This is a genomic window from Neorhodopirellula pilleata (genome assembly GCF_007859915.1).
GTDB lineage: Bacteria > Planctomycetota > Planctomycetia > Pirellulales > Pirellulaceae > Rhodopirellula > Rhodopirellula pilleata.
The window spans coordinates 1,250,902-1,277,171 of sequence record NZ_SJPM01000001.1; the positions used below are offsets into that span (position 1 = coordinate 1,250,902).

General features: G+C 56.5%; 14 protein-coding genes and 1 pseudogene. 12 read left to right on the forward strand and 3 right to left on the reverse strand.

The window, feature by feature from the left end:
* Positions 1 to 34 precede the first annotated feature (34 nt).
* The 9 genes from Pla100_RS04015 (at position 35) to Pla100_RS04055 (ending at position 17,313) form a co-directional block, all read left to right on the forward strand.
* Entirely contained in the window at positions 35 to 5,155 is a 5,121-nt protein-coding gene (locus tag Pla100_RS04015; RefSeq protein WP_146576636.1) for an SdrD B-like domain-containing protein, read from the forward strand.
* An 82-nt stretch (positions 5,156 to 5,237) separates the two neighbouring features.
* Positions 5,238 to 6,698, forward strand: a complete 1,461-nt coding sequence (locus tag Pla100_RS04020) for a pectate lyase (protein WP_197167676.1) — start codon at positions 5,238 to 5,240, stop codon at positions 6,696 to 6,698.
* An 80-nt stretch (positions 6,699 to 6,778) separates the two neighbouring features.
* Positions 6,779 to 7,591, forward strand: a complete 813-nt coding sequence (locus tag Pla100_RS04025; RefSeq protein WP_231602670.1) for an ABC transporter ATP-binding protein — start codon at positions 6,779 to 6,781, stop codon at positions 7,589 to 7,591.
* A 12-nt stretch (positions 7,592 to 7,603) separates the two neighbouring features.
* Complete coding sequence (locus Pla100_RS04030; RefSeq protein ID WP_146576312.1) at positions 7,604 to 8,422, forward strand: ABC transporter permease; 819 nt, start codon at positions 7,604 to 7,606, stop codon at positions 8,420 to 8,422.
* 273 nt (positions 8,423 to 8,695) lie between these two features.
* Positions 8,696 to 9,724 (forward strand): ABC transporter substrate-binding protein, encoded by a 1,029-nt coding sequence (locus Pla100_RS04035; RefSeq protein ID WP_146576313.1) that lies wholly within the window; start codon positions 8,696 to 8,698, stop codon positions 9,722 to 9,724.
* Between the two features lie 432 nt (positions 9,725 to 10,156).
* Positions 10,157 to 15,043, forward strand: coding sequence for a tandem-95 repeat protein (locus Pla100_RS04040; RefSeq protein ID WP_146576314.1), 4,887 nt, complete (start codon positions 10,157 to 10,159; stop codon positions 15,041 to 15,043).
* 202 nt (positions 15,044 to 15,245) lie between these two features.
* Positions 15,246 to 15,566, forward strand: coding sequence for an HU family DNA-binding protein (locus Pla100_RS04045; protein ID WP_146576315.1), 321 nt, complete (start codon positions 15,246 to 15,248; stop codon positions 15,564 to 15,566).
* Positions 15,567 to 15,746: 180 nt separating this feature from the next.
* On the forward strand, positions 15,747 to 16,538 hold the full coding sequence (locus Pla100_RS04050; protein ID WP_146576316.1) for a hypothetical protein: 792 nt from the start codon (positions 15,747 to 15,749) through the stop codon (positions 16,536 to 16,538).
* On the forward strand, positions 16,528 to 17,313 hold the full coding sequence (locus Pla100_RS04055) for a lysophospholipid acyltransferase family protein (RefSeq protein ID WP_146576317.1): 786 nt from the start codon (positions 16,528 to 16,530) through the stop codon (positions 17,311 to 17,313). Before Pla100_RS04050 ends, Pla100_RS04055 begins: the two co-directional genes overlap by 11 nt.
* A gap of 45 nt (positions 17,314 to 17,358) precedes the next feature.
* On the opposite strand, the gene Pla100_RS04060 is transcribed toward Pla100_RS04055, so the two are convergent.
* Positions 17,359 to 19,251, reverse strand: coding sequence for a CRTAC1 family protein (locus Pla100_RS04060; protein ID WP_146576318.1), 1,893 nt, complete (start codon positions 19,249 to 19,251; stop codon positions 17,359 to 17,361).
* A 21-nt stretch (positions 19,252 to 19,272) separates the two neighbouring features.
* Complete coding sequence (locus tag Pla100_RS04065; RefSeq protein WP_146576319.1) at positions 19,273 to 20,364, reverse strand: tetratricopeptide repeat protein; 1,092 nt, start codon at positions 20,362 to 20,364, stop codon at positions 19,273 to 19,275.
* Between the two features lie 429 nt (positions 20,365 to 20,793).
* On the opposite strand from Pla100_RS04065, the pseudogene Pla100_RS04070 reads away from it, so the two are divergent.
* From Pla100_RS04070 to Pla100_RS04075, 3 genes and pseudogenes are all read left to right on the forward strand, one after another.
* A pseudogene (locus Pla100_RS04070) lies at positions 20,794 to 21,974 on the forward strand (DUF1559 family PulG-like putative transporter).
* 39 nt (positions 21,975 to 22,013) lie between these two features.
* On the forward strand, positions 22,014 to 22,259 hold the full coding sequence (locus Pla100_RS30320; protein ID WP_197167678.1) for a hypothetical protein: 246 nt from the start codon (positions 22,014 to 22,016) through the stop codon (positions 22,257 to 22,259).
* A 235-nt stretch (positions 22,260 to 22,494) separates the two neighbouring features.
* Positions 22,495 to 25,059 carry a CRTAC1 family protein gene (locus Pla100_RS04075; RefSeq protein ID WP_231602672.1) on the forward strand — a complete coding sequence of 855 codons (2,565 nt, stop codon included), beginning with the start codon at positions 22,495 to 22,497 and terminating at the stop codon, positions 25,057 to 25,059.
* Positions 25,060 to 25,115: 56 nt separating this feature from the next.
* Here the strand turns inward: Pla100_RS04075 and Pla100_RS04080 are convergent, their stop codons facing one another.
* Positions 25,116 to 26,264 (reverse strand): AraC family transcriptional regulator, encoded by a 1,149-nt coding sequence (locus Pla100_RS04080; protein WP_146576321.1) that lies wholly within the window; start codon positions 26,262 to 26,264, stop codon positions 25,116 to 25,118.
* Positions 26,265 to 26,270 lie beyond the last annotated feature (6 nt).

Consider the following 26,270-nt stretch of genomic DNA (forward strand, 5'->3'; position numbering starts at 1 on the left):
AGTGGGCGGCGCTTCAGCGAACAAGTCGCGATCGATGCGGATCGAACCGTTGGAATCGCGTCGTTTGATGACGGCTGATCCGATTCACGTCGGGGTCGTTTATTTGGAAACCGATTATCTCGAGACCGATTCCGGGAGTGATTCGCAAGGAGACCGCTTCATACTTTCTTTCACCGGTGGCGCGCCGGGTACCAAACTGACGGAGCTTCGTATTCGGACGGACAAGGACTCCGACGGGGTCGGCATCGGCGACCCGATCTTCGATACCGCACCGGGCGGACGTGGAAAGAACGGCTCGCATCCGTTCCTGCTCTCGCCTGGACAATCCGAACAAGTCGCCGTGGAAGTCACCGACGGTGGCCAAGAGTTGATCCTGCGACCGGTGGACTTCCAAGCCGGCGATCAGTTGATGTTTACCATCGATGTCGATGAAGTCTTGCGGAACTTCCCGAATCTGGATCAGTTCAACAAGTCGCTCGACGTGATCACCTCGGGGCAGGAATTTCAAGACTCGATCCTCGAGGCCGTGTTCGACGCCCCCAATTATTACACGGCCAACGCCGACGCCTTGTTCGTCAACGACTATGGCGATCCTCGAGCTTCGTTCGGCTTGAATCTTCCGGCCGATGAGAGCAACGATCCTAACAGCCGCCCCAACCGATCTGCGGCGGCGGTCGGAACGGCGCGACAAGAACCGATACCCGCTTCGATTAGCGGGTTTGTCTATCGCGACGACAATGATTCGGGAACGAAAGACACCGGTGAGATCGGACTCTCGGGCGTACGTGTTCGTCTTGAACCGATCGATACGATCGCACCGCAGGCTTCCTTGGTGACGACCACGGGTGCCGACGGATCTTATCAATTCAATGGCATCATGCCGGGCCGTTACCGCGTTATCGAGATCGACCAACCCGCCGGATTACAGGACGGAACCGACGCGGCCGGTACGATCCGCGGCAGCGTCGTCGGGACTGCGGTGAATCCCGGTGATGAAATCAATGGCATTACTCTTGCCGGTGGCGATGCCGGGATCAACTACAACTTTGGCGAATTACCGCTCGGTTCGATCGGCGGATTCGTTTATTTGGCGGCCCCCGGGGCCGATTGCGACGGCGACCACGAGGCCGACGGGAGCACGCCGGTCGTGGGTGCCGAGATCCAGCTAGTCAATTCGTCTGGACAAGTCATCAAGACCACCACGACCCAAAGCGACGGAAGCTACCGCTTCAACGATTTGCCCAAAGGGGTTTACAGCGTTATCGAGATCACCCCGGCCGGTTTGATCGATGGCGGGGCGCATGCGGGTGAAATGCGGACGTTGGCATCGAATCTGTTAGTCGCCGTGGGACGCGCGGTCGATGCCGGCACGATCAGCGACATCGCATTGCCGGCCGGCGGTCGCGGCGAACATTACAATTTTTGCGAAGCGGCACCGGGATCGATCTCCGGCGTCGTTTACCACGACCGCAACGACGACGGCGTTCGCTCGAGCGGCGAAGAAGCCATTGCGGAGGTATTGTTATCGCTGATCGATTCGATCGGCAACGAAATCGCCACCACCCGTACCGACAATCAGGGCCGTTATCATTTCGCCGATCTGGCACCGGATACCTATCGCGTCGTCGAGACGCAACCCGCTGGATTCATCGACGGCAAAGACAGCGTCGGATTGATCGCCGGTGACCGTGTCGGTGCCCTCGGCGGAGATAAAGACTCATTGGTCGATGTGGTGCTGCGTCAGGGGCTTCATGGTGTCGAGTACAACTTTGGCGAGCGGCAAGTCGCGTCCATCAGCGGCCGCGTTCACGTGGATCTCGACGAGGACTGTGAACTTGATCCAAACGAAGTCACTCTCGAAGGAGTGTTGATCGAACTGAAGGACGCATCGGGAAACACGATCGCCACGACGCGGACCGGTGCCGATGGGATGTATCGATTCGACAATCTTGTGCCCGGAACCTACAGCGTCGTCGAACAACAACCGGCGGGCTACTTTGACGGAGGTGCCAAGGCGGGCAGCGAAGGCGGTCGTGTCGACAGCGGCGATCGCATCAGCCAAATCAACTTGACTTCCGGCGTCAATGCGGAGAACTATGACTTTTGCGAACGTCCGCCAGCGCAGATCTCCGGTTCGGTTTATGTCGACACGGACGCGGATTGCGAGCGGGACGCCGACGAACTCGGGCTCGGCGGCGTCTTGATCGAACTGATCGACGATGCGGGTAATGTGGTGGCGACGACGACCACCGATGCCGACGGCCGGTACACGTTTACCAATCTCCGCGCCGGAGAATACACGGTTCGCGAAACACAGCCGGACGGATTTTTCCACGGCGGACAAGTCGCCGGCAGCCACGGGGGCAACGACTCTGCGGCCGATTTGATTTCTGCGGTCGCGATCGGATGGGGACAAACACTCACCGAATATGATTTTTGCGAACTGCCCCCGTCAGAGATTTCCGGGGTGGTTTATGTCGATCGAGATGAAGATTGTTTCCAGGATCCCAACGAAGAAGGTCTTTCGGGCGTCTTGATCGAATTGATCGACGCGACCGGCAATGTGGTCGCGACGACCACCACCAACGCCGACGGCCAATACTCATTCACCAATCTTCGCGCCGGAGAATACACCGTCCGCGAAACACAACCGGTGGGTTATTTTCACGGCGGTCAAGTCGCCGGCAGTCACGGGGGTAACGATGCGGCAACCGATTTGATCTCGGCCATATCGATCCCTTGGGGCCAAACACTGACCGACTACAACTTTTGCGAACTTCCGCCATCGGAGATTTCCGGTGTGGTCTACGTCGATACCGACCAAGACTGCGTCCGTGATGCCGATGAGGTCGGCTTGGGCGGCGTGTTGATCGAACTGTTCGACGAGGCCGGACGGTTGGTCGCCTCGACAACGACGGGAGATGACGGTTCTTATGAGTTTACCAATCTGCCGTCGGGCAACTACACGATCCGCGAGACCCAACCGGCCGGGTATTTTCAGGGCGGTCAAAAAGCGGGTAGCGGCGGCGGGGACGACAGTCTCGACGACGTCATTTCGCAGATCCAAATCGGCGTCGGTCAAACGCTGGTGAACTATGATTTTTGCGAAGTCTTGCCGGGCTCGATTTCAGGCAAAGTCTTCAGCGACGTCAACACGAACCGAAAGTTTGACGACACCGAACTTCCTATTTCAGGCGTCTTGATCGAGTTGGTCGACACTCAAGGGATTGTGGTCGCGACGACACGAACCGACGCCGACGGGTGTTACCGATTCGATGGATTGCCGCCGGGCACCTATCAAGTTCGTGAGACCCAACCGGAAGGATTCTTCCACGGCGGCCAGGAGGTCGGAACGATCGGCGGACGCATTCTCGCATTCGACGTGATCGGCGAGATCGTCGTTCGCGGCGGTGATGCTGGGGAGGAATACAATTTCCCGGAACTGCCGCCGGCGACCATTTCGGGATTCGTGTTCCAGGATGGCGACGCGTTGGTCATGAACAATGCGCCCGATCCGTTGGACCTTCGCCAATTTCGCGACGGGCAATTGACCGACGACGATGCACGATTGTCATCCATCACATTGGAACTCCGCGACTTCAGCGGTGTGCCGATCGACGCGGCCGGCAATCAACTCGGCGGCACCGGAGGCGTGATTCGGGTCACGACGGATGCCAGCGGATACTACGAATTCACTGGACTGCGTCCCAACCGCGTTTATTCGGTCTATCAATCGCAACCGGACGGTTTCATTGATTCGCTCGATACGGCCGGATCGACGGGCGGCTTGGCGGTCAACTTGGCGGACTTGGGCGTGGACGGTCTTGCCGTATTGACTCAGCGGCTCGCACCGGGAGCCGATCCGAACTTCGATGCGATTTTCGATATCGTGGTCGCCCCAGCGGAAACGAGTCAGCACAACAACTTCAGTGAGATTGTGATTAAGGATCAACCGTTGATTCCGCCGCCGGAGAACGATCCACCACCTCAGATTATCGCTCCTCTGGTTCCGATCCAAACATTTGCGACGCCGATCCGACCGGTCGGGTTGCCGCAGTTTGAGGACGTGCCGCCGCCGGTCCTTGCGAACGACGAATGGGAAGTCAGCTGGCACTTGAGTGTCATCAACGGCGGATTCCCTCGGGGCGATGGACAGGACGAAGAAGGCTTGTTCACGGTAGCCGGCTTCACGATCAATGATGGTCGATTAGATTTCCAAAGAGCGTCGGCCCGCGATGCCGACCAAGATGTTCTCTTTGGTGGATTGCCGGACTTTCTGTTGCAAGTGGACCTCTCGAAAGGGCGTTGGCAGTTTCTTCCACGCAAGTCCGAGCTTGGTTCCGGTGACGAGGAAACGCCAACCCAGATCCGGCTCGGACACTCCGACGCGGTCGCCTTGACGGGCGACTTTAACGGGGACGGCGTCGATGAAGCCGTTTTATTTTGGAGCGGCCAATGGTTCGTCGATTTAAACGGCAACGGCCTATGGGATGCGGGCGATCTGTGGGTGCGCATGGGCACGGAACTCGATCGTCCGGTCGTCGGGGATTGGGACGGGGACGGAAAAGACGACGTCGGTATCTTTGGTCGGCGTTGGCACAATGATGCGATGCGGATTCGCCGCGATCCGGGGCTTCCTGATCCGGCGAACCAACGTCGACGACGTTTACAACGTGAGGATTTGGTTCATCACGAACCGACCGAAGAAGAGCGACAACAACGAGTGCTGTTGCGTGGCCAAGACGGCGAATTACTCGCCGACGCGGTCGACCACGTATTCCAATACGGCGAACAGGTCGACACGCCGCTGGCGGGTGATTGGAACGGAGACGGCATCGACCAAATCGGTGTGTTCCGGTCCGGTCAATGGTTGCTCGACGAAGACGGCGACGGACGTTGGACGAGACGCGACCAACCGTACACGTTCGGTAAGCCTGGCGACGAGCCGGTCGTGGGTGACTTTGACGGTGACGGGATCGATGAGATCGGCGTCGTGCGGGGCGATCTATGGATCATCGACACCGACGGGGATCGCCGATTGACAGGTAACGATCGTCGGATTCAAGTCCCCCGTTCGAATCCGGACTCACAACCGATCGTCGGTGATTTTGACGGTGACAAGATCGACGAACCTGGTTACTACGACGCCGGTTGATGGCCGATCAAAGTAACGCGACACAAGTGTTGCCTGCTATGATGGGATGCTCCCCCGTCGTTCCCTCGTTTGCAGGCGCATCATGTTCGTCCTTTCACGCAATATCCGAGTTGCCGTTATATTGATCGGAGTCGTCGCTGGAATTTTCCAATCCGCCCGCGTTCAGGCTCAAGACCAACTCACAACGCTAACGATCAATCGAGAGATCGCGGCCAAGGCCCTTCGTGATGCGGGTGGCTACTTTCATCAACAAGTCGCTCGGCATGGCGGTTATGTCTATCACACGATGCTCGACACGAATCAGCGTTGGGGTGAAGGCATCGCTAGTGAGGATCAGATCTGGGTGCAGCCTCCTGGAACGCCAACGGTGGGGCTCGCGTTCTTGCGAGCTTATTTTGCGACCAACGACCCCGCTCTATTGGACGCCGCCCGCGATGCAGCCGAATCGCTCGTCGCGGGACAATTGAAATCCGGTGGTTGGACTAATTGCATTGACTTCGATCCCAAAGGAAGCCAAGTCGCCGATTATCGCAATCTGCCTGGTCGCGGACGCAACAACTCGTCACTCGATGACGGGCAAACGCAGTCCGCGTTGTTGTTTCTGATGGCGTTCGACGAAGCCACCGAGTTTCAAAACGCCTCGGTACACGGTTCGGTCGGGTTGGCCCTTGAAGCGCTGTTGGCGGCGCAGTTCGGCAACGGCGGGTTCCCTCAAGTTTGGACAGGCCCGATCAACAAAGGGATTTCGAAAAAAGCAAGCTTGCCCGAACAGGACGCTCAAACGGTGACACGGATCAAGAACTATTGGGACATGGCGACACTCAACGACAACGTCACCGGCTATGTCGCCGACGTCTTGATCGAGGCGGACCGGATCTACAACGATCCCAAGTTTTTGAAACGACTGATACGATTAGGCGGTTTTCTGAAACTCGCCCAATTGCCGTCACCACAAGCGGGTTGGGCGCAACAATACGACGACGAAATGCGACCGATCTGGGCCCGGAAATTTGAGCCGCCGGCGGTCAGCAGTGACGAGACGATGGAGGTCCTTGAGACGCTCATGAAGATCAGCTTGGCCACGGGCGACCGGAGTTTCCTCGAACCGATCCCGGCGGCCGCCAAATGGCTGCAGGCTTCGCGACTTCCGGCCGGTGATTTTGCCCGTTATTACGAATGCGGAACCAACCGTCCTCTGTACATGAAACGGGTCGGAAAGAACTACGAACTGACCTACGACGATTCCGACTTGCCCGATCATTATGCTTTCAAGATCGCTGACCGAACCGCGACGCTCGGCCAGAAATACAAGAACGTGTTGGCAGGCAAGCCATTGCAACCTCAAACGCCGATGTCGAAAATCACCCAACAGGCCGTCACCGCGATCGCTAGCCTTGATGACGAACATCGATGGGTCAGTGTGTACGATGGAGCCAGGTTAGTCGGGCAACCCAAGATGCCGATCGGTGCGAGGTATCTTTCGAGCGAAATGTTTGCCGAAAACATGATGGCAATTGCGGACTACGTGCGGATGATCGAGTGATCCGCGAAACAAACAAGAAACTCAAATTCACTTTAAGTGCTCGCCACTCCCCATTGGTGTTCCCGTCTCGGACTTACGATTTGCCCGAATCCTCCCCTAACCCATCCGCCACCATTCAACTTCGCGATGCCACTGTTCGGTTCCCTGACGGTATCGATGCGGTCGCGTCAGTTAGTTTGGAGATTCAACCCGGGGAGCGGATGGCGATCGTCGGACCGAGCGGTTGTGGCAAGACAACGCTATTGCGTGCCATCGCTGGGTTGCAACCATTGACCTACGGGACGATCGAGCGAGATCAAGACGAGAGCGGATTTGGGTCGACTTCATTTGTATTTCAGCAACCGGCGCTGCTACCGTGGCGACGCTCGCTCGGCAATGTCATGCTTCCGTTGGAACTGCAGAATCGAAACAAGCTTGCCGGCAGACAACAACCGGTCGATCGTGCGGGTCGGATCGAGGCGGCCATGAAGGCCCTCGGTGAGGTCGAACTTACTGAAGCAGCGGACTTATTACCGCATCAGCTATCTGGCGGAATGCGGATGCGAGTTTCGATCGCACGAGCCTTGGTGAATCAACCGAATCTGTTGTTGTTGGATGAACCTTTTGCGGCGCTCGACGACGTCTTGAGAATGCAACTCGGAGACTTGGTGACCCGATTGTGGACGACTCACGGTTTCACGATGGTCTTGGTCACACACAATATCGCCGAGGCCATCGAGCTTTGCGATCGAATTTGCGTGATGCATCGTGGCCGAGTCAGCGTCGTTTTGAACAATCCGGTTCACACTCAACATGACTTCGCTACTAAGTCAGCTGACTTGCGACGGATGCCCCGGTTCGGAGAATTTTATGGCACCGTCAGTGATCATTTACGGGAGGTCGTTCGTTCTTGAAGAATGAAATTCATGAATGAAGAATGGACCGATCGGCACGACCGAGCGAGAAAACGTTGGCTGACGGAATTAGCATTGTCGTCGGCCAGCGTGATCGTCGTTGCGATCATCGCCGTCGTGGTTTGGTACGGCAGTGTTCGTTGGTTCGATTTGCCGCGTATTTTGTTGCCGACCCCAATGGAGGTCGTCGATGCCGGCTGGCAACGGCGCGGCGATCTGCTGTCCGCTGGGGCAATGACCTTGTATACGGCCACGGTGAGTTTGATCGTGGCGATCGTGATCGGCTCATTGCTGTCGATCGTATTTAGTCAATCGAAGCTGCTCAAGCGAGCATTCTTTCCCTACGTCGTGTTTCTGCAGACAGTCCCGATCGTGGCGATCGCGCCTCTGCTGATCATTTGGAGCGGCTATGAATTCCGAACGGCCGTGATCGCGACCGTCATCATTTGTTTGTTTCCCATCGTCAATAACGTCACCACGGGATTGATTTCGGTCCGCGTTGAACATCGCGAACTGTTCCAACTTTATGGTGCTTCACGCTGGCAAACTCTCATTCGTTTGCAAATCCCGACGGCGATCCCCTATCTGATTTTAGGGGCGCGGATCAGCAGCGGATTGGCAGTCATCGGTGCCATCGTCGCGGAATTTTTTGTCAGCAATGGGGCCGATTACGTCGGCTTGGGCGCGTTGATGACGGCCTGGCAAGGCTTGTTGAAGACGGATGCCCTGATCGCCGCCTTGGCCGTTTCGACCCTGCTAGGATTGATCTTGTTCGGAGCCGTCGTGTTGATCGGTCGGTTCTTCTTGTACCGCTACACGCGGGTAAACTAGTGCTTCGTTAAAATTTAATTTTAGGGTGCGCCGAACGCTCTAGCGGGCTGTTGATCTAGTCTTCATCGAAACCCGAAGCGTGAGCGAGGGATACATACAAAGGACTTAATGGCGATGAATCCCTCGCTCACGCTTCGGGTTACGATTAAATCAACACGCCCCTAGCGTCGGGCGTTGAGCAATGCCCGCGGCTAGCGCCGTCGGCTCACTTCACTAACCCTCAATTTAAATTTTGACGAGGCAGTAGTGGTGTTTTTTTCCTTGAGGTGGACTATGTCGAAGTTTCCCATCGCGTTGACCGGATGTATCGGAGCGATCGTTTTGGTGTTGACCGGATGTGCGGGTGATCGACCGGTCGATGCCAAGGCAACTGCTCTGGCAACCGCCGGTTTGGAAACCGTTTCCGTGCAGTTGAACTGGTATCCCGAGGTCGAACACGGTGGCGTGTACCAAGCGATGGTTGACGGTGGCTATCGTGACGCAGAGATCGAGATGACGATCCGTCCGGGCGGACGAGAAACCCCGGTCGCCCCGGAATTGTTGCTCGGTCGCAGCCAGTTTGCGATCACCAATGCCGACGACGTGGTGTTGTTTCGCAAGGAAGGCGCGGACATTGTGGCCGTGTTGGCAGCGGTTCAGGACCATCCGCGTTGCCTGTTGGTTCGAGCCGACAGCGGCGTCGAGGGATTCGATGACTTAGCCGGGATGACATTGCAGTGCCAACCCGGGCGAGCGTTTTTGCCCTTCCTTCGTCAGCGTGGGTATCTCGAGGGTGTCCGCGAGGTGCCGTACTTCAACTCCATCGCCGCGATGGTCAACGATCCTAAAACGATGGTGCAAGCCTACAGCGTTGCGGAGCCTTTAATCGCCAGGCAACAGGGGCTGGAAGTGCGCACGTTGATGGTCAGTGAACTGGGGTGGAACCCCTACTCGAGTGTTTTGGTCACGACAGGGGAATTGATCCGCAAATCTCCGGAATTGGTCCGCAAGGTGGTCCGGGCGACTCAGGAAGGCTGGGTTGACTATCTCGACTCCCCCGACCGTGCCAATGAAGTGATTTTGAAAGCAAATGGCCATTCGATGACGCCCGAGGCATTGAAATTCGGTAGTGAGGAGTTACGACCCCTGGTTTACGGTGGCATTCGGGCGATCGATCAGGTCACCGACGCTCAGCGAAACTCGCTGGGCCAAATGACGCAAGAGCGGTGGCAGCGACTCCTGGACCAAATGTCCGAGCTGAAATTGATCGAGGATGGGTCGATTACCCCAAAAGATTGTTTTACGAACGAGTTCCTGCCGTAGAGGGCTGGATTCGCGGATTTCCCGCCGAATCACGATTTTCGCCGCGAAAATTGCGATGTGCGGCCGGTTCGGACCTTCATCTCTCGGCCGAAGACGCTGTCATTTGACCGGCGATCGGGCGGTAAAATGGCTTGCCGCCGATCCCAAGGGGGAACCAAAACCCCGTCTCATCCGTCCAATCCGGCAATACTGGTACAACCGTTTGGGAACCAAAATTCGTTTCGACTGTCGGGAACCCGAAGGGAATTGCCATTGAAAGGTCATTGGGGCTGAAGGCGCCGTCTCGATCCGATTACGCTGTCAGTCGAGTTAATCTGCGCGGATTGGGTGACCGCGACGGTCTGTGCCGAAAAACCTTGTCCTACCGATCCCTGCGGGTCGACTTTTCCGATACGTCTCGCTTTTCTAATTGCTCGTTTGAAATCGACGCCGATGAATCTTGCTCGAAAATTACGTCAACGTTTGGCTCAAGCTATTGCTTCGGACTCACAGACTTCCCGTCCCTCGGCCGACCATCGTCGTTCATCAGGCGGCTCCCGTCATGACGTGAAAGTTTCTGCCGCCCGGGGCCCGTTGCTGCTCGAGTCGCTCGAACGGCGCCAAATGATGGCGGGCGACGTCGAGCTGTTATTCACCGATCCGTCGGGGGATATTCCTGATATTTCGGCGATGACCGATCAATCCGCAGCAACCGGTTCGAGCAGTCGTGCCGTCGGAAATCTGGCCGCCGAAGGTGAACCTGGTTTGAATCTGGTCGCTTTGGCGAAGTGGCTGGGCGATCAAGGCTTCGAGTTCTATGGTGCCGAGTGGTGCCCGTTCTGTACCGAACAAAAACAGCTTTTTGAAGACGGCGGCGAATACCTCCCGTTCACTGACATCACGTTGCCCAATGAGACTCGGTCACAGGATCCTCAATTTGCCAGTTTGAACATCACACAGTACCCGACTTGGATCTTGCCGGATAATTCTCGGCTCGTCGGGGTGCAATCGATCGAAACCTTGATGCAACTGAGCAACTTCACCAACCCGACCGACGAGCGGCCGACGTTCGCGACGATCGGGGCTCAAACGGTGGCGATCGGTTCGCCGCTGCACATTCCGGTCGATGCCTACGACGCCGAAGGCGGCCCGCTGACCGTGACGGTCTCTGTGGCCAATCCTTCGTTGCTTTCCGCCACGGTGTTGACCGGCAATCGTTCGTTGCGTTTGGACATGGACGGTTACGGCGACATGGTGTTTGAATTGTTCGAACAACGGGCCCCGGTCGCGGCCGGACGGGTGGCGACGTTGGCGGAGGACGGTTTTTACGACGGCATTATTTTCCACCGGGTCGTCGATGACTTTGTCATTCAAGGCGGCGATCCCCAAGGGACCGGCACCGGTGGATCACCCTTGGGCCAATTCGACGACGACTTTCATCCCGACTTGCAACACAATCGCTCGGGTGTGCTGTCGTTCGCCAAGTCATCCGACGACACCAATAACTCTCAGTTTTTCGTGACCGAAGTCCCGACCCGTTTCTTGGATTTCAATCATTCGGTATTTGGACAATTGGTCGAAGGCGATAAGGTCCGCGAAGCGATCAGCGAATCCCATGTGGGAGCGAACGACCGGCCGACCAACACCGTTCGCATCAATAACGCGACGATCTTCAATGACACCGAGAACAGCGTCGTGATGTTGAAGGCGCTCGGCGGAACCGGAACGACCAACGTTACCTTCACGATTACCGATAGCGATGGGAACCAGTTCCAAGAAGTCGTTCCGGTTACCGTTACTCAGGACGTCGACGCCCAGAGTAACCCGATCAACAGCCAACCGTACCTCAACCCGATCAACGATCCGGTCGTCGCCAATGGCCGAAACGCGACGTTGCAACTCGGAAGCGTCGACGTCGAAGGCGACCCGGTTCAATACTTCCTATCGGGCACCAACGCCAACGCGACCGCGACGATCAACGCGACCACCGGTTTGGTCCAAGTGACCGCTGCGGAAGGCTTCACCGGCAGTGTCGATTTTGCTGTCGGTGTGCGTGCCGCGACCGGAGCGGGCAGCGCGTCCGATAATCAGGTCGTGACGTTCTCGTTCAATCAGTCCGCAGTCGCAACCCCCACGTCGATCGATCTGCGAGCCAGCAGTGATTCGGGGACCAGTTCGGCTGATAACATCACAAACATTGGTTCGTTAACATTCGACATCACGGGTGTGACCCCCGGGGCCACGGTCCAAATCGTCGATACTTCCGACAATTCGGTGATCGGCACGGGCACGGCGACGGGCAGCACTATCGCCGTCACAACCAACAATCTATCGGCCATCGGACAAGGGACCTATACCCTCGCCGCCCGCCAAGTCGTTGGCGGTAACACGGGCAGTTTGTCGTCAACGATTACCGTCGTCTACGACACCACGTCGCCGACCTTCAACACGGCGACGGTTCGCACCACCGCCAATGTCGACACCGCGTACTCCACCGACTTGGTGAGTGCTGAAGAAGGCAGCGGTGTGATTTATTCATTGGCCGGTTCGCCTTCGGGTGCGACGATCGTTCCCGGCACTGGCGTGATCAATTGGACGCCCACACAAGCCCAACTGGGAACGAACACCTTTACGGTGGAGTTGCGAGACGCCGCCGGAAACGTTCGCAGCGAAAACTTCACGGTCAATGTGGCGGGAGCGCCGATCGCTGGCATTCGTTTGGAACTGACCGATGCGAGCGGAAACCCGATCAATTCGATCGATGTCGGGCAACAGTTCATCTTGAACTTCTATGGCGTCGATGAGCGACCGCAGATTGACCGTGGTGGGATATTCGCGGCCTTCGCCGACGTGTTGTTCGATAGCACCTTGGTTCGCGCCGTTCCGGGTACCACGATTCAGTATCCCGTCGAATTCGGAAACGTCCGTCGCGGAACGATTAGCGCTGGACTGATTAACGAACTCGGTGCGGCTAGCAGCTTGACGACGCCGACCAACGATGAAGAAACGCTGGTGGCGAGTTTGAGGATGGAAGCCCTGGCCTCCGGTACGGTTAATTTCATCAGCGAACCGGCCGACCAAACCGGTAGCGAAGTGTTGGTGTTCTTTAACAATGAACAGGTTCCCGTCGAGGCGGTCAATTACGGCAGCACCACCTTGGCAATCGGGCAAACTTTCACCGCAGTAGCCGACACTTTCACCGTTGCCGAGGATTCCGTATCCAACCTGCTCAACGTGCTCGCCAACGACACCATCGTTAGTGGTACCGGAACGTTGAGTGTGGTCAGCGTCACGCAACCGCCCCAAGGCGGCACGGTGACATTGACCGCGGGCCAAGTTCGCTTTACCCCGACTACCAACTTCGTTGGTACGGCGGAGTTCACGTATCGCGTCTCCGGTCCCGGTGGCGTCCAAGAAACCGTTCCGGTCACCGTGACCGTCACCGGTGTCAATGATCCTCCCGTTGGTGTCGATGACACCTTTATCGTCGATGCCGGTTCGGGTGCTAATTCGCTTGACGTATTGGCCAACGAAGCCTCCACGGCTGAACCGGGTGAAACGTTGACCGTCACTGCCGTTTCGGCAACGACTTCCGGCGGTACCGTGACGATCGCCAGCAACGGACAGTCCGTTAATTACACGCCACCGGCGTCCTTCGTCGGCACCGACACATTCACCTACACGCTCAGCGACGGTAGCGGCACCGATACGGTTTCAGTGACTGTGACGGTAAACCCGACCGATAATCCGCCGACCGCTGTGGCGGATACGTTCCCCGCCACGGGCGGCGCTGCGATCAACGAAGACTCCGCTCAAGCGAGCTACGACGTGCTCGCCAATGACACTCGCGATGCGGACAACCAAGCGTTCGAGATCGTGGCCTTGGGGACGCCTTCGGCGGGTGGCACGGTCGCGATCGGCAATAACGGCGCGACGCTGTTGTATCGACCGGCAGCGAATTTTAACGGAACCGAAACGGTCACTTACACGATCCGAGATACCGGAGGCGGGCTGGCCACGGCTACCGCGACGTTCAACGTCACCGCTATCAACGACCCGCCACCGATTTCGGCCGGCTCGATCACGTTGCTGCGCAATTCCGGACAAACGACCGTGCTTTCGATCAGCGACCTACCGACCAACCCGGACACTGGCGAAGTCATCCGATTTGTCAACCTGACCACGCCGACCAACGGCGGCATCGCGACCATCTCGGCAAATGGACAGTCGATCCTATTCACGCCGCCGACGGGCAACTTTACGGGCGACATTACTTTTAATTTTGAAGTCGAGGACGCTGCCCAAGTTCGTAGTGGCCCGGCAACGATGACCGTCACCATCGCCCAATACAACGAGCGTGCGTTCGACATTCGATTCAGCGCGTCAGCCGATCGGTTCCTCAGCGGCAATTTGGCGGCTTTCACTCTATCGGGTACCAATGTGCTCAATGAAACGGTTTCGGTGCCATTGAACGCCAGTTCGGTCGTTGTCAATGATAACGGCATCCGAGTGCCTGGACTGTTGCCAGGCACCTACACGCTCAACATTCCCGCCATTCCGTTTTTGCATAACGGCGATCAATCGCGATCGATCAGCATCAACAGCGAGATCGAAGAAGGCGACGAGTCGATCGAAGTCGGATTGGGCGGCATCAAAGCCCAATACCTCAGCGTTGCCGATTGGTTCGGATCGGCACCACGGCGGGCGGTCCTCGCGGTCGTCAGCCCCGGTGGCAACGCGCTATTTGCGCAGGCCAGCGGTGCCGCCAACAGTGCCCTGTCGGGCATTACCGTCGGCATGAACGCGGCCGGATCGGCGATCACGGTCAATGCGACACGATCGACAACGGCGAACGGTTCAACGACCCAGCAGCCGGTATCCGGTTCAGCCAACATCAACGATAGCACCGCCGTTCAAAATCGCGGCGTTGCCGGTGATATGCGTTTGGTACTCGTCAACCTCGATGAAACTGGAGTGGCGCTGACCGCGCCGACCAGCGGAACCGGCGGATCGGGTTCAAGCAGTACCACGACCGCCTCCGGTGAACCGCTCAGCCCGCAGGTTGCCGCCGCGTTGTCCACCAACGACGTGTTCGTACCCGGCGTGAATCCATCCTCTTCAGCCGATTCAACGTCTCCAACCGCGTCCGGTGAGCCCCTTTTCATTGCGGAATCGGATGAGAAATTGGTGGGGTCGGAAGACCCCGTCGACGTCGCGATGACGCAGGTAACCGAGGAATTGACGCGAGTGTCTGGCGCTGGCGACGCGGTGGCAAACGACTCCCAAAAAACGGTCCAAACGTTCACTGAAGCCGTGGATCGGGTCTTGACAGACGCGTAGTCGACGCCTTTCGGGCTCGATTGAGCCCTTTTTTAGTAAAAACCCGTCAAAACGGCCGGTTTTTGCCGGTCAAGAGGGTTGCGGGTTTTTTGCCAGCGACTTAAACCTGCGTCGAATTGGAGCGAAACAGATTTGTTTTCTCCGCGTTTTCGAATCCAAAAGTCCTTTCGAGTTTCTCTCACTCCTTAAACAGGTGTCGCCCATGCCCGCAGCTATTCCACCCAAAGCTCCCACCAAAACCCAAATCCTCGCCAACATCGCTGAGGAAACCGAACTGAGCAAGAAAGACGTCGCCGCCGTCTTGGACGCGTTGGCCGTCGAAATCGAAAAGTCGCTAAAGAAGGGTGGCCCTGGTCAATTCGCGATCCCAGGTCTTTGCAAGATCGTGCTCAAAGACGTCCCCGCCAAACCCAAGCGAAAAGGACGCAACCCGGCCAACGGCGAAGAAATCTGGTTGGCCCCTAAACCCGCTAGCAAGAAGCTGACCATTCGCCCGCTCAAGGGCCTCAAGGAAATGATCTAAGGGCTCGCTGAGTCTTTCCCCGCTGATCCCTCCCACCCACCAGTGCCTTCGCCAAACCGCCTTCACCGGCCCAGCTTTGGCGAAGGTCTTTTCGTTTCTGGGCTGGAGTTTCCCGCCCCGGTTTGCTATTTCCGGTTTGCCGATTGACGCCATGCGTTCGTGATGACCGGAAACCTAGTAATGATCCCACCGAATCGCCTTCCGACGAACCGTATCGATGTGATCCGTTTCGTCACGATCATTGTTCTCGCCGTGTATGCGTGCGGTTCGAACCTTGCCGGTCAACTCGTCGCGAATGACTTGTTCGTGGTCACGGAGGTCTATCAAGGCGAGCAGCCCGAACCGGTCGAAATCCATGAAATCGCGATGGTCGAGGGAGTGTTTTATGATTTCCCCAGCAAGGACGATCAACCGTGGACGCTGTTCGATCTGCCCCAGTCTCGCGTTGTGCTGCTCGACCGCAAGCGAAAACAACGTACCAGCATCTCGACCGAAGACCTCATCCGGATTACCGCCCAAGCCGACGCGGCGGTGACCGATCCGGACATGCGACGAAGGTTCGGAATGGATGGGGTCGTCGAACAAGGCAGCGCCGGTGAGTTGCACCTGACCTACGATCAGACCCGTTATCAAGTCCATGCGGCTACCCCCGAACGTTCCGAATGGGCACTTCAATACGGTCAATTCGTCGACTGGGCTTGCCGATTGAACATCGCTCGGCCCCGAGGTGTTCCGCCGTTCGCTCGGATGCGACTCAACGAAGCAATGACTCGCCAAGGCGTCTACCCGCAACGCATCGAAGTTGAGATGGGCCGGAAAATCGGCGTCGACCCGACGCCCGTTATCGTGCGACTGAGTTCCCGCACGACTCTTTCATCAACGATCAATCCCGAAACACGCAAACGAATCCAAGAGGCTCACTCGATGCGGGTTCTCTTCGCCGAGATTCCATGGGACGAATATGAGTACTAGTTTGGCACCGGTGATTCGCAAGAAAAGCATCTCGGCCAAGATCGGAGCTTTGCTGACGTTGTGGTTCTTCAACTTCGTTCGCCGGTCAGTGCGTTTGCATGTGACCAACGATCGACGTGAGCAAATCAAACGCGACAGCACCCGGCAATTCATTTATGCAATCCTGCACGCCCACCAGGTCGCCGCCGTGGCACTGTCGGACCCGAACACGGGCGCGTTAGTCTCCCGTTCGCGTGATGGCGACATTGTCGTCCCTTTGCTCAAGGCGTGCGGATGCGTACCGATTCGCGGCAGTAGCGGCCAAGGACGCAAAGGAGGTGCGACGGCTCTCACCCAAATGATCCGTCACGTCCAATCCGGCCATCCCGCCGTGCTCGCCGTCGATGGTCCCAAAGGACCTCGCGGCAAGGTTCAAAAAGGCATCGCCATGCTCGCGCAGAAAACGGGTGTTCCGATCTTGCCCGTCGTCATGGTTCCGCAGCGGCGATACATTCTCGCCAAAGCCTGGGACCGATTGCAATTGCCGATGCCAACGAGTGTCCTGAAATGCCGGTTCGGCGATCCCATCTATGCGCACGAGCATGACGACTTGGACGAAATCTCCCGGCGCGTCGAAGCGAGTTTGGCATGGTTGGAACATTGCGTTGATCCTGAGGAAGCTCAACTGAACCGCGACCGATCCGGTGATCCAATACCGCTGGAAGTCGTGCTCGAATCTGCTCACCTGCCGTTGCCCGAAAATATGCCGACGACGTCATTGCGGCGGGCTGCTTGAAAGATCACGCACGGAGACAATCACTTCGCAACCAATAGTACCGTTTCATCTCGAAACGTCTTTGCGTTCAGATTGATGCGGGAACAATTCAAAGAGTTCGGTTTGGCCTTCGACCACGACGTAATCAAAACCGGCACGAACATGGTCGATCGATTGCCGTCGTCCTGATGGCCAGTCAATCTGAAGAGTATCGAGCACGTCGTTGAAACCGGTACCGATTGCGATGCGGCGTTGATTGGATCCCAAATAACCATCGCCCGCTGTAAGCTGGACGTGAATCCTTTGTTGACCGATGCGAGCGTTCACGTTGGCTCCGATGGCGTCGCGATGCCCCTCGGTTGCGATCAGGATCAGGCCGACCGATTGCCCCGATGACATTCCCGCAGCTGAGTTCGGTTTGGGGCCGACAACAGTTTGATTGATCAGCAGAGACACCGGTTCGAAAAGATGGGTGATGGCAACATCATTGAACCCGTCTCGATCGACATCGAGCGAAATCAGCGACCTACCTAAATGATTGGTTTGGAAATAATCGCCTAACGTCGAGCGATCCGGCTGATACCAGGTCCGCTCGGCGTCCAAGCGAAAAAGTTGTGCGGGCATGGCGTAACCGATGTCATCTCGTTTGACGTCGCTTACGTGCCCGTTCGCGACGACCAATTCAGGCAGTCCATCGTTGTCGAAATCAATCCACTGCGTTCCAAAACCGAGGTAGTCCATTGAGGGCTCCGACAAACCGGCCCGGTACGAGCGATCCATCCACAAACCATCACGGACTTGGTCATAAAACGTATTGTGATCCTCGGAAAAATGCGTCACGAACAGATCCATGTCTCCATCGGAATCGTGATCGGCGACCGCGATTCCCATCGATGCCTGTGACAAGGACCTACCACTGACGGCAACGCCTCGGGCGGTTCCGATTTCCTGCATTCCTTCGGCATCGGACGACCACAGATGATTGGCGGACATGTCATTGGCAACGTAAACGTCCAACCCCGGACGCTCGTCCAAACGTCCAGCAACCACCCCCAACCCGCGACCGGGGGTTCGCTGGTCCATCCAGGCATCGGTTGCTTCGGCGAAAGTGCCGTCGCCACGTCCCGACCAAACCCGATCCGGTTCGGGATCAAAGTCCATCGGGGTACAGGCGATGAGTTTTCCGGACACCCGCGAACGACAGGGCTTTTCGTAGGGTCGCGACCCGCCACAGTAATTGGCTTCGAACAAATCTGCGTGTCCGTCACCATTGAAATCCGCAATCACGCTGGAAGTCGTCCAGGTTTTGCCTTTCAAACCCACCGCGTCGGTCACGTCGGACCATGAGCCGTCGCCGTTGTTGCGAAACAAGCGATTGCGTCCGATATTGCCGATGAACACGTCCGGCCATCCATCGTTGTTGTAATCACCAACGGTAATACCCTGAGTAAACCCCGGATCGAATAACTGGGACACGTCGGTCACGTCGGTAAAGCGGCCGGCGACATTGCGGAATAGACGGTCGGTATCCGAATTGTCTTGCATCGGCTGCCCGTTCAGATCGGCGATCGCCAAGTCCGGCCATCCGTCCAAGTCGTAGTCGACAGCCGCGATCCCGCCTCCGTTACTTTGATAGATCCAATGCCCTTGTTGGGCCGCGTCGTCGGCGAGCGATGTGGTGTGTTGCAGTCCGAATCGTTCGGCGCGATTCGAAAATCGAATCGTCGATTCAATCGGAACCAACTCACGCGTCGGAGAACCCGTCGACGTCGATCGACCGTCCGACTCGGTCGCGGCATGAAGATCCAGATTCAATGGCGGCAAATCACTTAATTGAGACGTCAACTGATCCAGCATTTCGGAAGATTGCCAAGGCGTTTGCGGACTGAGTTTGCCGCGGATCTGGAGATACTCGCGTTTGGCATTCGGCTCCGGATCGTCCGGTAGCGTCAGTGCCATCCTCGACCACGCTTCGGCTTCTCACCATCTTCCCAAGTCCACCATCACTCGGGCGACGGCCATCGCTGCCGATTGAGACCGTGTCTCTCGTTCGTGGAGCGTTTTGACGGTGTCGTGCAATCGAGCCAGCAGCTCGTTCCTCGCTTCGACCTGTTTCGCCGCCTCGATTCGATCAATCCGCCGTAGCACGCCGATTAGATAGGTCAGCGTCTGTGAATCATTTCCGTCGTGGCGGGTCGCCGCTTCAAGAAAAGCTTTGGCAGCCGCTTCGTTCTGTCCTTGTTCTTGCAGCATGATGCCGGTGGTTAACCAAAACAACGGCGATGACTGCGCACCGTCGGGCCGATTTTGTCGCCATTCGTGAATCTGATTTGAATCGTCCAGTTCGATGACCGCTCGGCCGTAAAGGGCATAAGCGGGAACAAAGTCGGGGTGTCGTTCCAAAACCGCTCGCAACCGTTGAGCAACTTCGGCCCAACGTGAGTTCATTGCGTCGACCTTCGCGATGCCAAACTGGGCTCGTTGGTCCTCGGGACAAACGGACAATGCTTTCTCACACAGGGCAACATCCGGTTGCACCTGAGAAGGTTGTGCCAATACCGCCAATCCTTCTTCTTCGCCAAGGTTGTGTCGGGCGAGCCATCGAAGTTGTTCAATGGCCACCTCTTCGGTTCCCATGACGGTAGCCAATCCGGTTAAGTCAGATCTTTTCTGTATTGCATCGGGAAACTGCTCGATCGTTTGTTTTTGCACCCTCATCGATTCGAAGGGGCGACCGGCCGACATGTACATGGCCGCTAACCGATTCCGATCCTCAAGCGAGGCGTCAACATTCCCCTGCACCAGAGTGCTCATCAAATCCGTCGCGAGGTCCCAGTCCCGGCGATTGGCCGCGACCGAAGCAAGCATCCGTTGCACAGACTGATTTTCAGGTTCCAGTAGCAACGACTGTCGCAGCAGTTTATCGGCCTCGTCCCACTGTTGTCGCGAGATCGCCAACTGAGCTTGGTTAAGCGGATCGGACCGGTTCGGTTTCGCCGTAACCTGTTCATCGATATCGACACGGGATGAGCAACCGCCCCAAAGAATGATCGCTAAGGAACATCCGACCACACATTTAAATCGCAAGCGTTCCGGCAAAACCATTAAGAATGAACCAACAGTGTCAAGAAATCGGGAGGATCAATTTGTTCGCAAAATAACAGTTTTTTTGCGTTTTATCCGATTCATCCAAGATGACTTTTCGAGAAACATATTGCAACGTGAATGTATGCCCCGGTGAGGTACGCCTAACATCGACGACAGTTCCCTCAACTCCTGGGGATTTCGCAAATCAGCATTTGTTTTGCGTGAATTCACATGACACATCTGAATACTTGCGACGATAGTAGGGGTTGGCTATGAGCCTTTGACCGAGCATGACGCTTGATCCAGCCCCGTTCGCGGCAAAACCGGACGGTTCACGCAGCGACCTGGTCCCGCGTCGTTTCAACCCTGTGCCCATCCCCCTTTTTCCTATTCTGATTGCTTTGGAGATTCGTAATGAAGAATGATACACCGAGACGACTCGGCTTCACCTTGGTGGAGTTGCTAGTCGTGATTGCCATTATTGGCGTTTTGGTTGGGCTATTGTTGCCCGCCGTCCAGGCGGCTCGTGAGGCCGCCCGACGCATGAGCTGCAGCAACAATTTCCACCAGTTGGGCTTGGACTGCACAACTATCACGCTGCTTACGACAAGCTACCGATGAGTTATGGCGGAACTTGGCACTCTGCGGGTGGCAACGACGACACATCTAACCGAGGTCGCTTGAGCTTTTTGGTCGGCACTCTGCCGTTCGTCGAGCAACAAGCTCTTTGGGAATTGATCTCCAACCCATATCAAGTTCCTAATTCCAGCCCGGTACGAAGATACCCGGCGATGGGGCCGGTTCCATTCCGTAGCGATTACGCGGCGTGGATCACTCAGGTTCCTGCTTTCCGTTGCCCGAGCGATCCGTCGGTGCCCGCGCAAGGCTTGCCCGGCTACACCAATTATGCCGCATCCCATGGCGATTGTTTTTGGGAACAAACCGAAATCGGTATTCATGAGGACGGCACACGTGAAACCGATCCCGGCTGGGGAGAAGTCAATTCCAAGAAATACGCCCGAGGTGCCTTCAAGGCCCGGCACTTCACCGGGTTCCGAGACTTCCTTGACGGAACGGCGAACTCCATCATGGCCGGCGAAATCGTCGTCGACTCGGGCGAGAAAGAAATCGTTGGTACGGCATTGCGAGCCGACAACGCGGTCGCCAATACAGCCCCGATCGCATGGGCGACCCAAGCGGTCGGCGGAGGTCAAGTCGATCCCAATCGTCCCCAGTTCTACACCGTACGACACGGTGAATTCAATCCGGACGATCGAGGTCGTGGTCGCCAGTGGGCCAACGGCCGTGAGATGTTTACTCGTTTCCACACGATTCGCCCACCAAATAGTTACAACGTGATGCGCTGGTGGGACAACAACGGCATGTGGGGTGCCTCGAGTCGTCACCAAGGCGGTGCTCACGTCTTGATGGGCGACGGAGCGGTTAAGTTCATCACCGACTCGATCGATACCGGCAACCAAAACGCACTACCGCTGATGGATGGCGGACGCGGTTTGGGTGAAGAAAGCCCGTATGGCGTTTGGGGTGCGGCGGGAACGATCGCCAGTAAAGAAACGCTTAGCTTAGATAACTAAGATCCCTTGTTGAACGTTCGCTGATCAAGGCGTCTTGCCTTGATCAGCTTCAATGGTCAATACCTTACCTTCCTACTTTCGATACGAAAACACGAACTGATGTTGAAAAATAGTTTGATTTACGGATGCCTTGTCGCCGCGTTGTGTTGCTTCACGGTCGGCTGCGGTGGTGATACAACCACCAAAATCGCCGAACCTGTGCAGAAAACACAAGCAGAACTTGATGCCGAGTCGGCCCAAAATGCGCCTTCTCAAGACACCAAGTCTCAACGCCCGGGTGCATGACGCAATCCATTGCTTTATCCCGGCGGTGGCAGTTCATCGCCGGGATATCTTTTTGCTTGATCTCCTGTCTCGGTTGCGACTCGTCTCGTGTCGCCTCGCCTCGCCGCCGTCAACCCAAATGGCTCAGTCGTCCCGGTTGAATTCCCCGGAGACAAGACTGGCCTTGCGGCCGACCTCTTCGCCAAATGATGCAGTTGCCTCATATCAGCAACGGCTTCGAGACAATCCCGGATCGGTGCCTCTGCACCGAGATTATGCGCACTTGCTCAATGAGCTGGGACGACGCCATGAAGCGGCGCAGCATATTCGTGTGCTCTGTAAGATCGGCGATGTTCGAGAGGAAGAATTGCACTCGTTGATGGTGCTTAGCGATGCCGGCACTGATAGGCCGTTGGACCGCGGTGGCCGTGCACGCGAACGTTTTACCGCCAACGATTATCAAACTGCCATGCGAGAACTAGACTCGCAGTGTGACGGGGCTCCCGAAACAGATCGGACGGACAGCAGTGAGGTGTTGTCTTTCGCGATGCAGGCGTTACGAGGCCGATGCATATCGGAACTCGGCGACCACGAGAGTTGGCTTCATTGGATATCCCAGGACGACGGAGACCCCGAGGCATTTACCAACCGTTGGGCGTTCGCCGAGTCTTGGGCTGCGGTAGGAACTTGGCTGGTCAACGAACAGCGATTCGACGAAGCGGTCGCCCCGTTAGCCGAGGCGATCAAACTGGATCCGACTGACGTGCGGAGCTATCGCAGGATGCGGCAATGCCTACGAGCACTTCAACTTGTAGATACCGCCGTGCAATGGGACGAGCGATTCAACACATTGCGGTCGATCACTTTGGCGAGCAACGAACTCGGATCAACCCATAAAGGTGACCCCGCGAGATACCGAGTCGTCGTCGAAGGCTTGACAAAACTCGGTCGATCGCTCGAAGCGGTATTGTGGACGGCAATTTCGCTTTCTCACCAATCACGATCGACGGAGGGCCTCGACCAAGCTGCCGCTCAGCGGGAAATGGATCAATTGAATCGGACCAGAATCGAACTCGTCAAGTCGGGCGATGCTTTTCCGAGTGCATCAACGCGATTGGCAGGACTTGAATTGGAAGCCTTTCCTCGATTTGATTTGACCGCTCAACGTAAACGGTGGCTGGCGGGGGCGAAACTGATCGGATCTTCCCCACATCGCCCGAGCCAAGAAGAATCATTTCCAACCCCGCCTTCGCCGATGCCGATTTTCCGAGACGTGGCCGCTCAGGTGGGCCTGCACCACACCTACCAAGTGGCCTCCAAGCCGCAGGATGCGGGTTTCATGATCTATCAAACCTTTGGTGGCGGCGTCGCCGTGTTGGATTATGACATGGACGGCTGGTGCGATCTTTACCTCGCCCAAGGTGGATCTGACTTTCCGGAGTTTGTTGGATCGACGAGCGATCAACTACATCGTCATGTTGACGGACACTTGTTCGACGCGACGATTGCCGCCGGCGTTCTTGACTATCGCTATACGATTGGCGTCACGTCAGGCGATTGGAATCAAGATGGCTTCGCCGATCTCGCGGTCGCACACTTAGGGGCCAATGCACTTCTGATCAATAATGGTGATGGAACTTTCCGGTCCGAACCGACGGACTCTTTCAACGATCGCACGTTGGTCAGCACCTCGATCGCGATGGCGGATCTTGATGGAGATCATTTGCCAGATATCTATGAAATGAACTATGTGCATGACTCCACCATCAATAGAAAGCCATCAGTCGATGACGAAGGTATTTTTGAGATGGTCGCGGTAGCCGACTACCGTCCCGCGATGGATCGGCTACTGTTCAATGACGGTCGTGGCGAACGTTTTGTAAGACCGATTAGCGAATCGAATGATGATCGCAGTACCGGACTGTGCGTTTTGATCGCGAATTTCGATACGCATCTCGGCAACGAGGTCTATGTCGGAAACGACGTCCGCCCCAATCAACTTTGGAATCGCCAGCAGAACGGCCAATGGATTGATTCAGCACCACTGACCGGCGTGGCATTGGGATTCGATGGTTTGCGTACCGCATCGATGGGTATCGCCGCTGCGGACTTTGATCAATCGGGTTCCTTCGACCTTCATGTGACCAACTTCGAAGCGATGCCGTCTCGGTTTTATGTCAGCCGCGGATCGACATTCCAAGATCGAGCCATTTCGTGGAATTTGAATCGTTCGACCACGCCACTCATGGGGTTTGGCACGCAATCACTGGATCACGAAAACGACGGGCGGCCGGATTTGATCGTGACAAACGGGCACATCGAAAACATCCCTCTGGATACATCCCCGTTCCAGCAACCCATGCAATTGTTCCTCAACCGTGGCGATCATTTTGAGCTCCTAGAAAACGCAGACGCCGATCACTACAGCGGCTCGAAACACGTGGGAAGGTCGATTGCTCGACTGGATTTCAATCGTGACGGAAGATCAGACTGCATCGTCACACATCTTGGCGAACCGACGGCGTTGCTGATCAACCAGAGCGAATCTGCCTTCCACTGGGCCGAATTTCAGTTGGTCGGTATACGTTGCGAGCGAGATGCGATTGGTGCCAAAGTCGACGTACGCAGCGGTGCAAAGCGTTGGACGAACTGGCTCTTCGGTGGTGACGGCTACCTATGCAAAAATGAACAAGTCGTTCCGTTCGGGCTGGGCGACGCATCATCGATCGACTCAGTCACAATTACTTGGCCCGACGGGATAGAGCAAGTGATTCTTTCGCCACAAATCGACCGACGTCACATAGTAATTCAAGGGATGTAGACCGCGTATTCGGTTGGTTCGGGAATCAATGCTTGAAATCGATGCTAGAGCGAGTCTCAACGCTGTTTGCGGTATTTGCCTGGCGGAATTCCTTTGGCTCGACGAAACGCCACGCTCATGTATTCCTCACTTTGGAACCCGGTTCGCAGTGCGATCTGGGCGAGCGATAGATCGGTCGTATTGAGCAAATCGCAGATTCGGTTAATGCGGCGGCGGATGATTTCCTGATAAATCGTTCGTCCTACGGTTTGGCGAAACCGTGACTCTAAGGTTCGCCTTGATAGTGGCACGACCTTCAACACGTCTTCGACATTGATGCCTTCGCAATGGTGGTCTCGAATGAATCTCAAGGCATCAGCAATGTCGGCGTCTTGAACGGCGACAATGTCGGTCGACTGCCGCGTGACAACGCCAAGCGGTTCGATGAAAATCCCCAGCGGATCGACCGTGCCGCCGTTCATCAAGGTATCGAGTGCTTGAGCGGCTTCAAACCCGATCCGCTTGGCCGCCGGTATGACACTCGATAACGGGGGCGTACACAGGTCACAGAGCACTTCATCGTTGTCGACGCCCAACAATGCAAGCTGCTCGGGAACTTTGATCCCGACGTCTCGGCACGCTTCCAAAATCTGTTGAGCTTTGAAGTCATAACATGCCAACAGCGCGGTTCCCGGCGGCAGCGTCTTAAGCCAACGCCCCAATTGCTTTTTCTCCTGCGCGATCGTTCTTGGGACGGTCTTGGTGCCGGTGTTCGGATAAACGTCAACGGTGAAGCCGGCTTGCTCGACGAAGTGGACAAACCCTTCCTGACGCAGTTGGGACCATCGATACATCGGCTCGCCGCAGAACGCAAAGTGCTCGAATCCCCGCTCGCTCAAGTGCTCAAACGCCGCTTGACCGATTCCCATCTCGTCGATCTCGATCCAGGGTACTTCCGGCATCAACCGAGCCGCACTGACGTCGACGATCGGAATGTTCTTCGTCTTCAATACTTTGACCATGGATTCATTTTCAATCCTCGCGATCACACCGTCACCCTTCCAAGTTTTCAACCAGGGTGGTGGCCCCGCGTTGCGTTCCTGTTCAGGTAGCGAAATCTGCCACAGTTCATTTTGGTGCATGTAGGAGGCGATGCCTTGCAACAATCCTCTCGAGTAAGAATTGGAGGTCTCGACCAGCAACGCGACGCTTCGACTCGGTTTCATAGAAGG

Bases quoted from the DNA above. Each gene is read 5' to 3' on its own strand.
- Pla100_RS04080 (WP_146576321.1), bottom strand. From the start codon at position 26,264: ATGAAACCGAGTCGAAGCGTCGCGTTGCTGGTCGAGACCTCCAATTCT.
- Pla100_RS04030 (WP_146576312.1), top strand. From the start codon at position 7,604: ATGAATGAAGAATGGACCGATCGGCACGACCGAGCGAGAAAACGTTGG.
- Pla100_RS04020 (WP_197167676.1), top strand. From the start codon at position 5,238: ATGTTCGTCCTTTCACGCAATATCCGAGTTGCCGTTATATTGATCGGA.
- Pla100_RS04015 (WP_146576636.1), top strand. From the start codon at position 35: ATGCGGATCGAACCGTTGGAATCGCGTCGTTTGATGACGGCTGATCCG.
- Pla100_RS04045 (WP_146576315.1), top strand. From the start codon at position 15,246: ATGCCCGCAGCTATTCCACCCAAAGCTCCCACCAAAACCCAAATCCTC.
- Pla100_RS04050 (WP_146576316.1), top strand. From the start codon at position 15,747: ATGATCCCACCGAATCGCCTTCCGACGAACCGTATCGATGTGATCCGT.
- Pla100_RS04055 (WP_146576317.1), top strand. From the start codon at position 16,528: ATGAGTACTAGTTTGGCACCGGTGATTCGCAAGAAAAGCATCTCGGCC.
- Pla100_RS04040 (WP_146576314.1), top strand. From the start codon at position 10,157: ATGAATCTTGCTCGAAAATTACGTCAACGTTTGGCTCAAGCTATTGCT.
- Pla100_RS04060 (WP_146576318.1), bottom strand. From the start codon at position 19,251: ATGGCACTGACGCTACCGGACGATCCGGAGCCGAATGCCAAACGCGAG.
- Pla100_RS04035 (WP_146576313.1), top strand. From the start codon at position 8,696: ATGTCGAAGTTTCCCATCGCGTTGACCGGATGTATCGGAGCGATCGTT.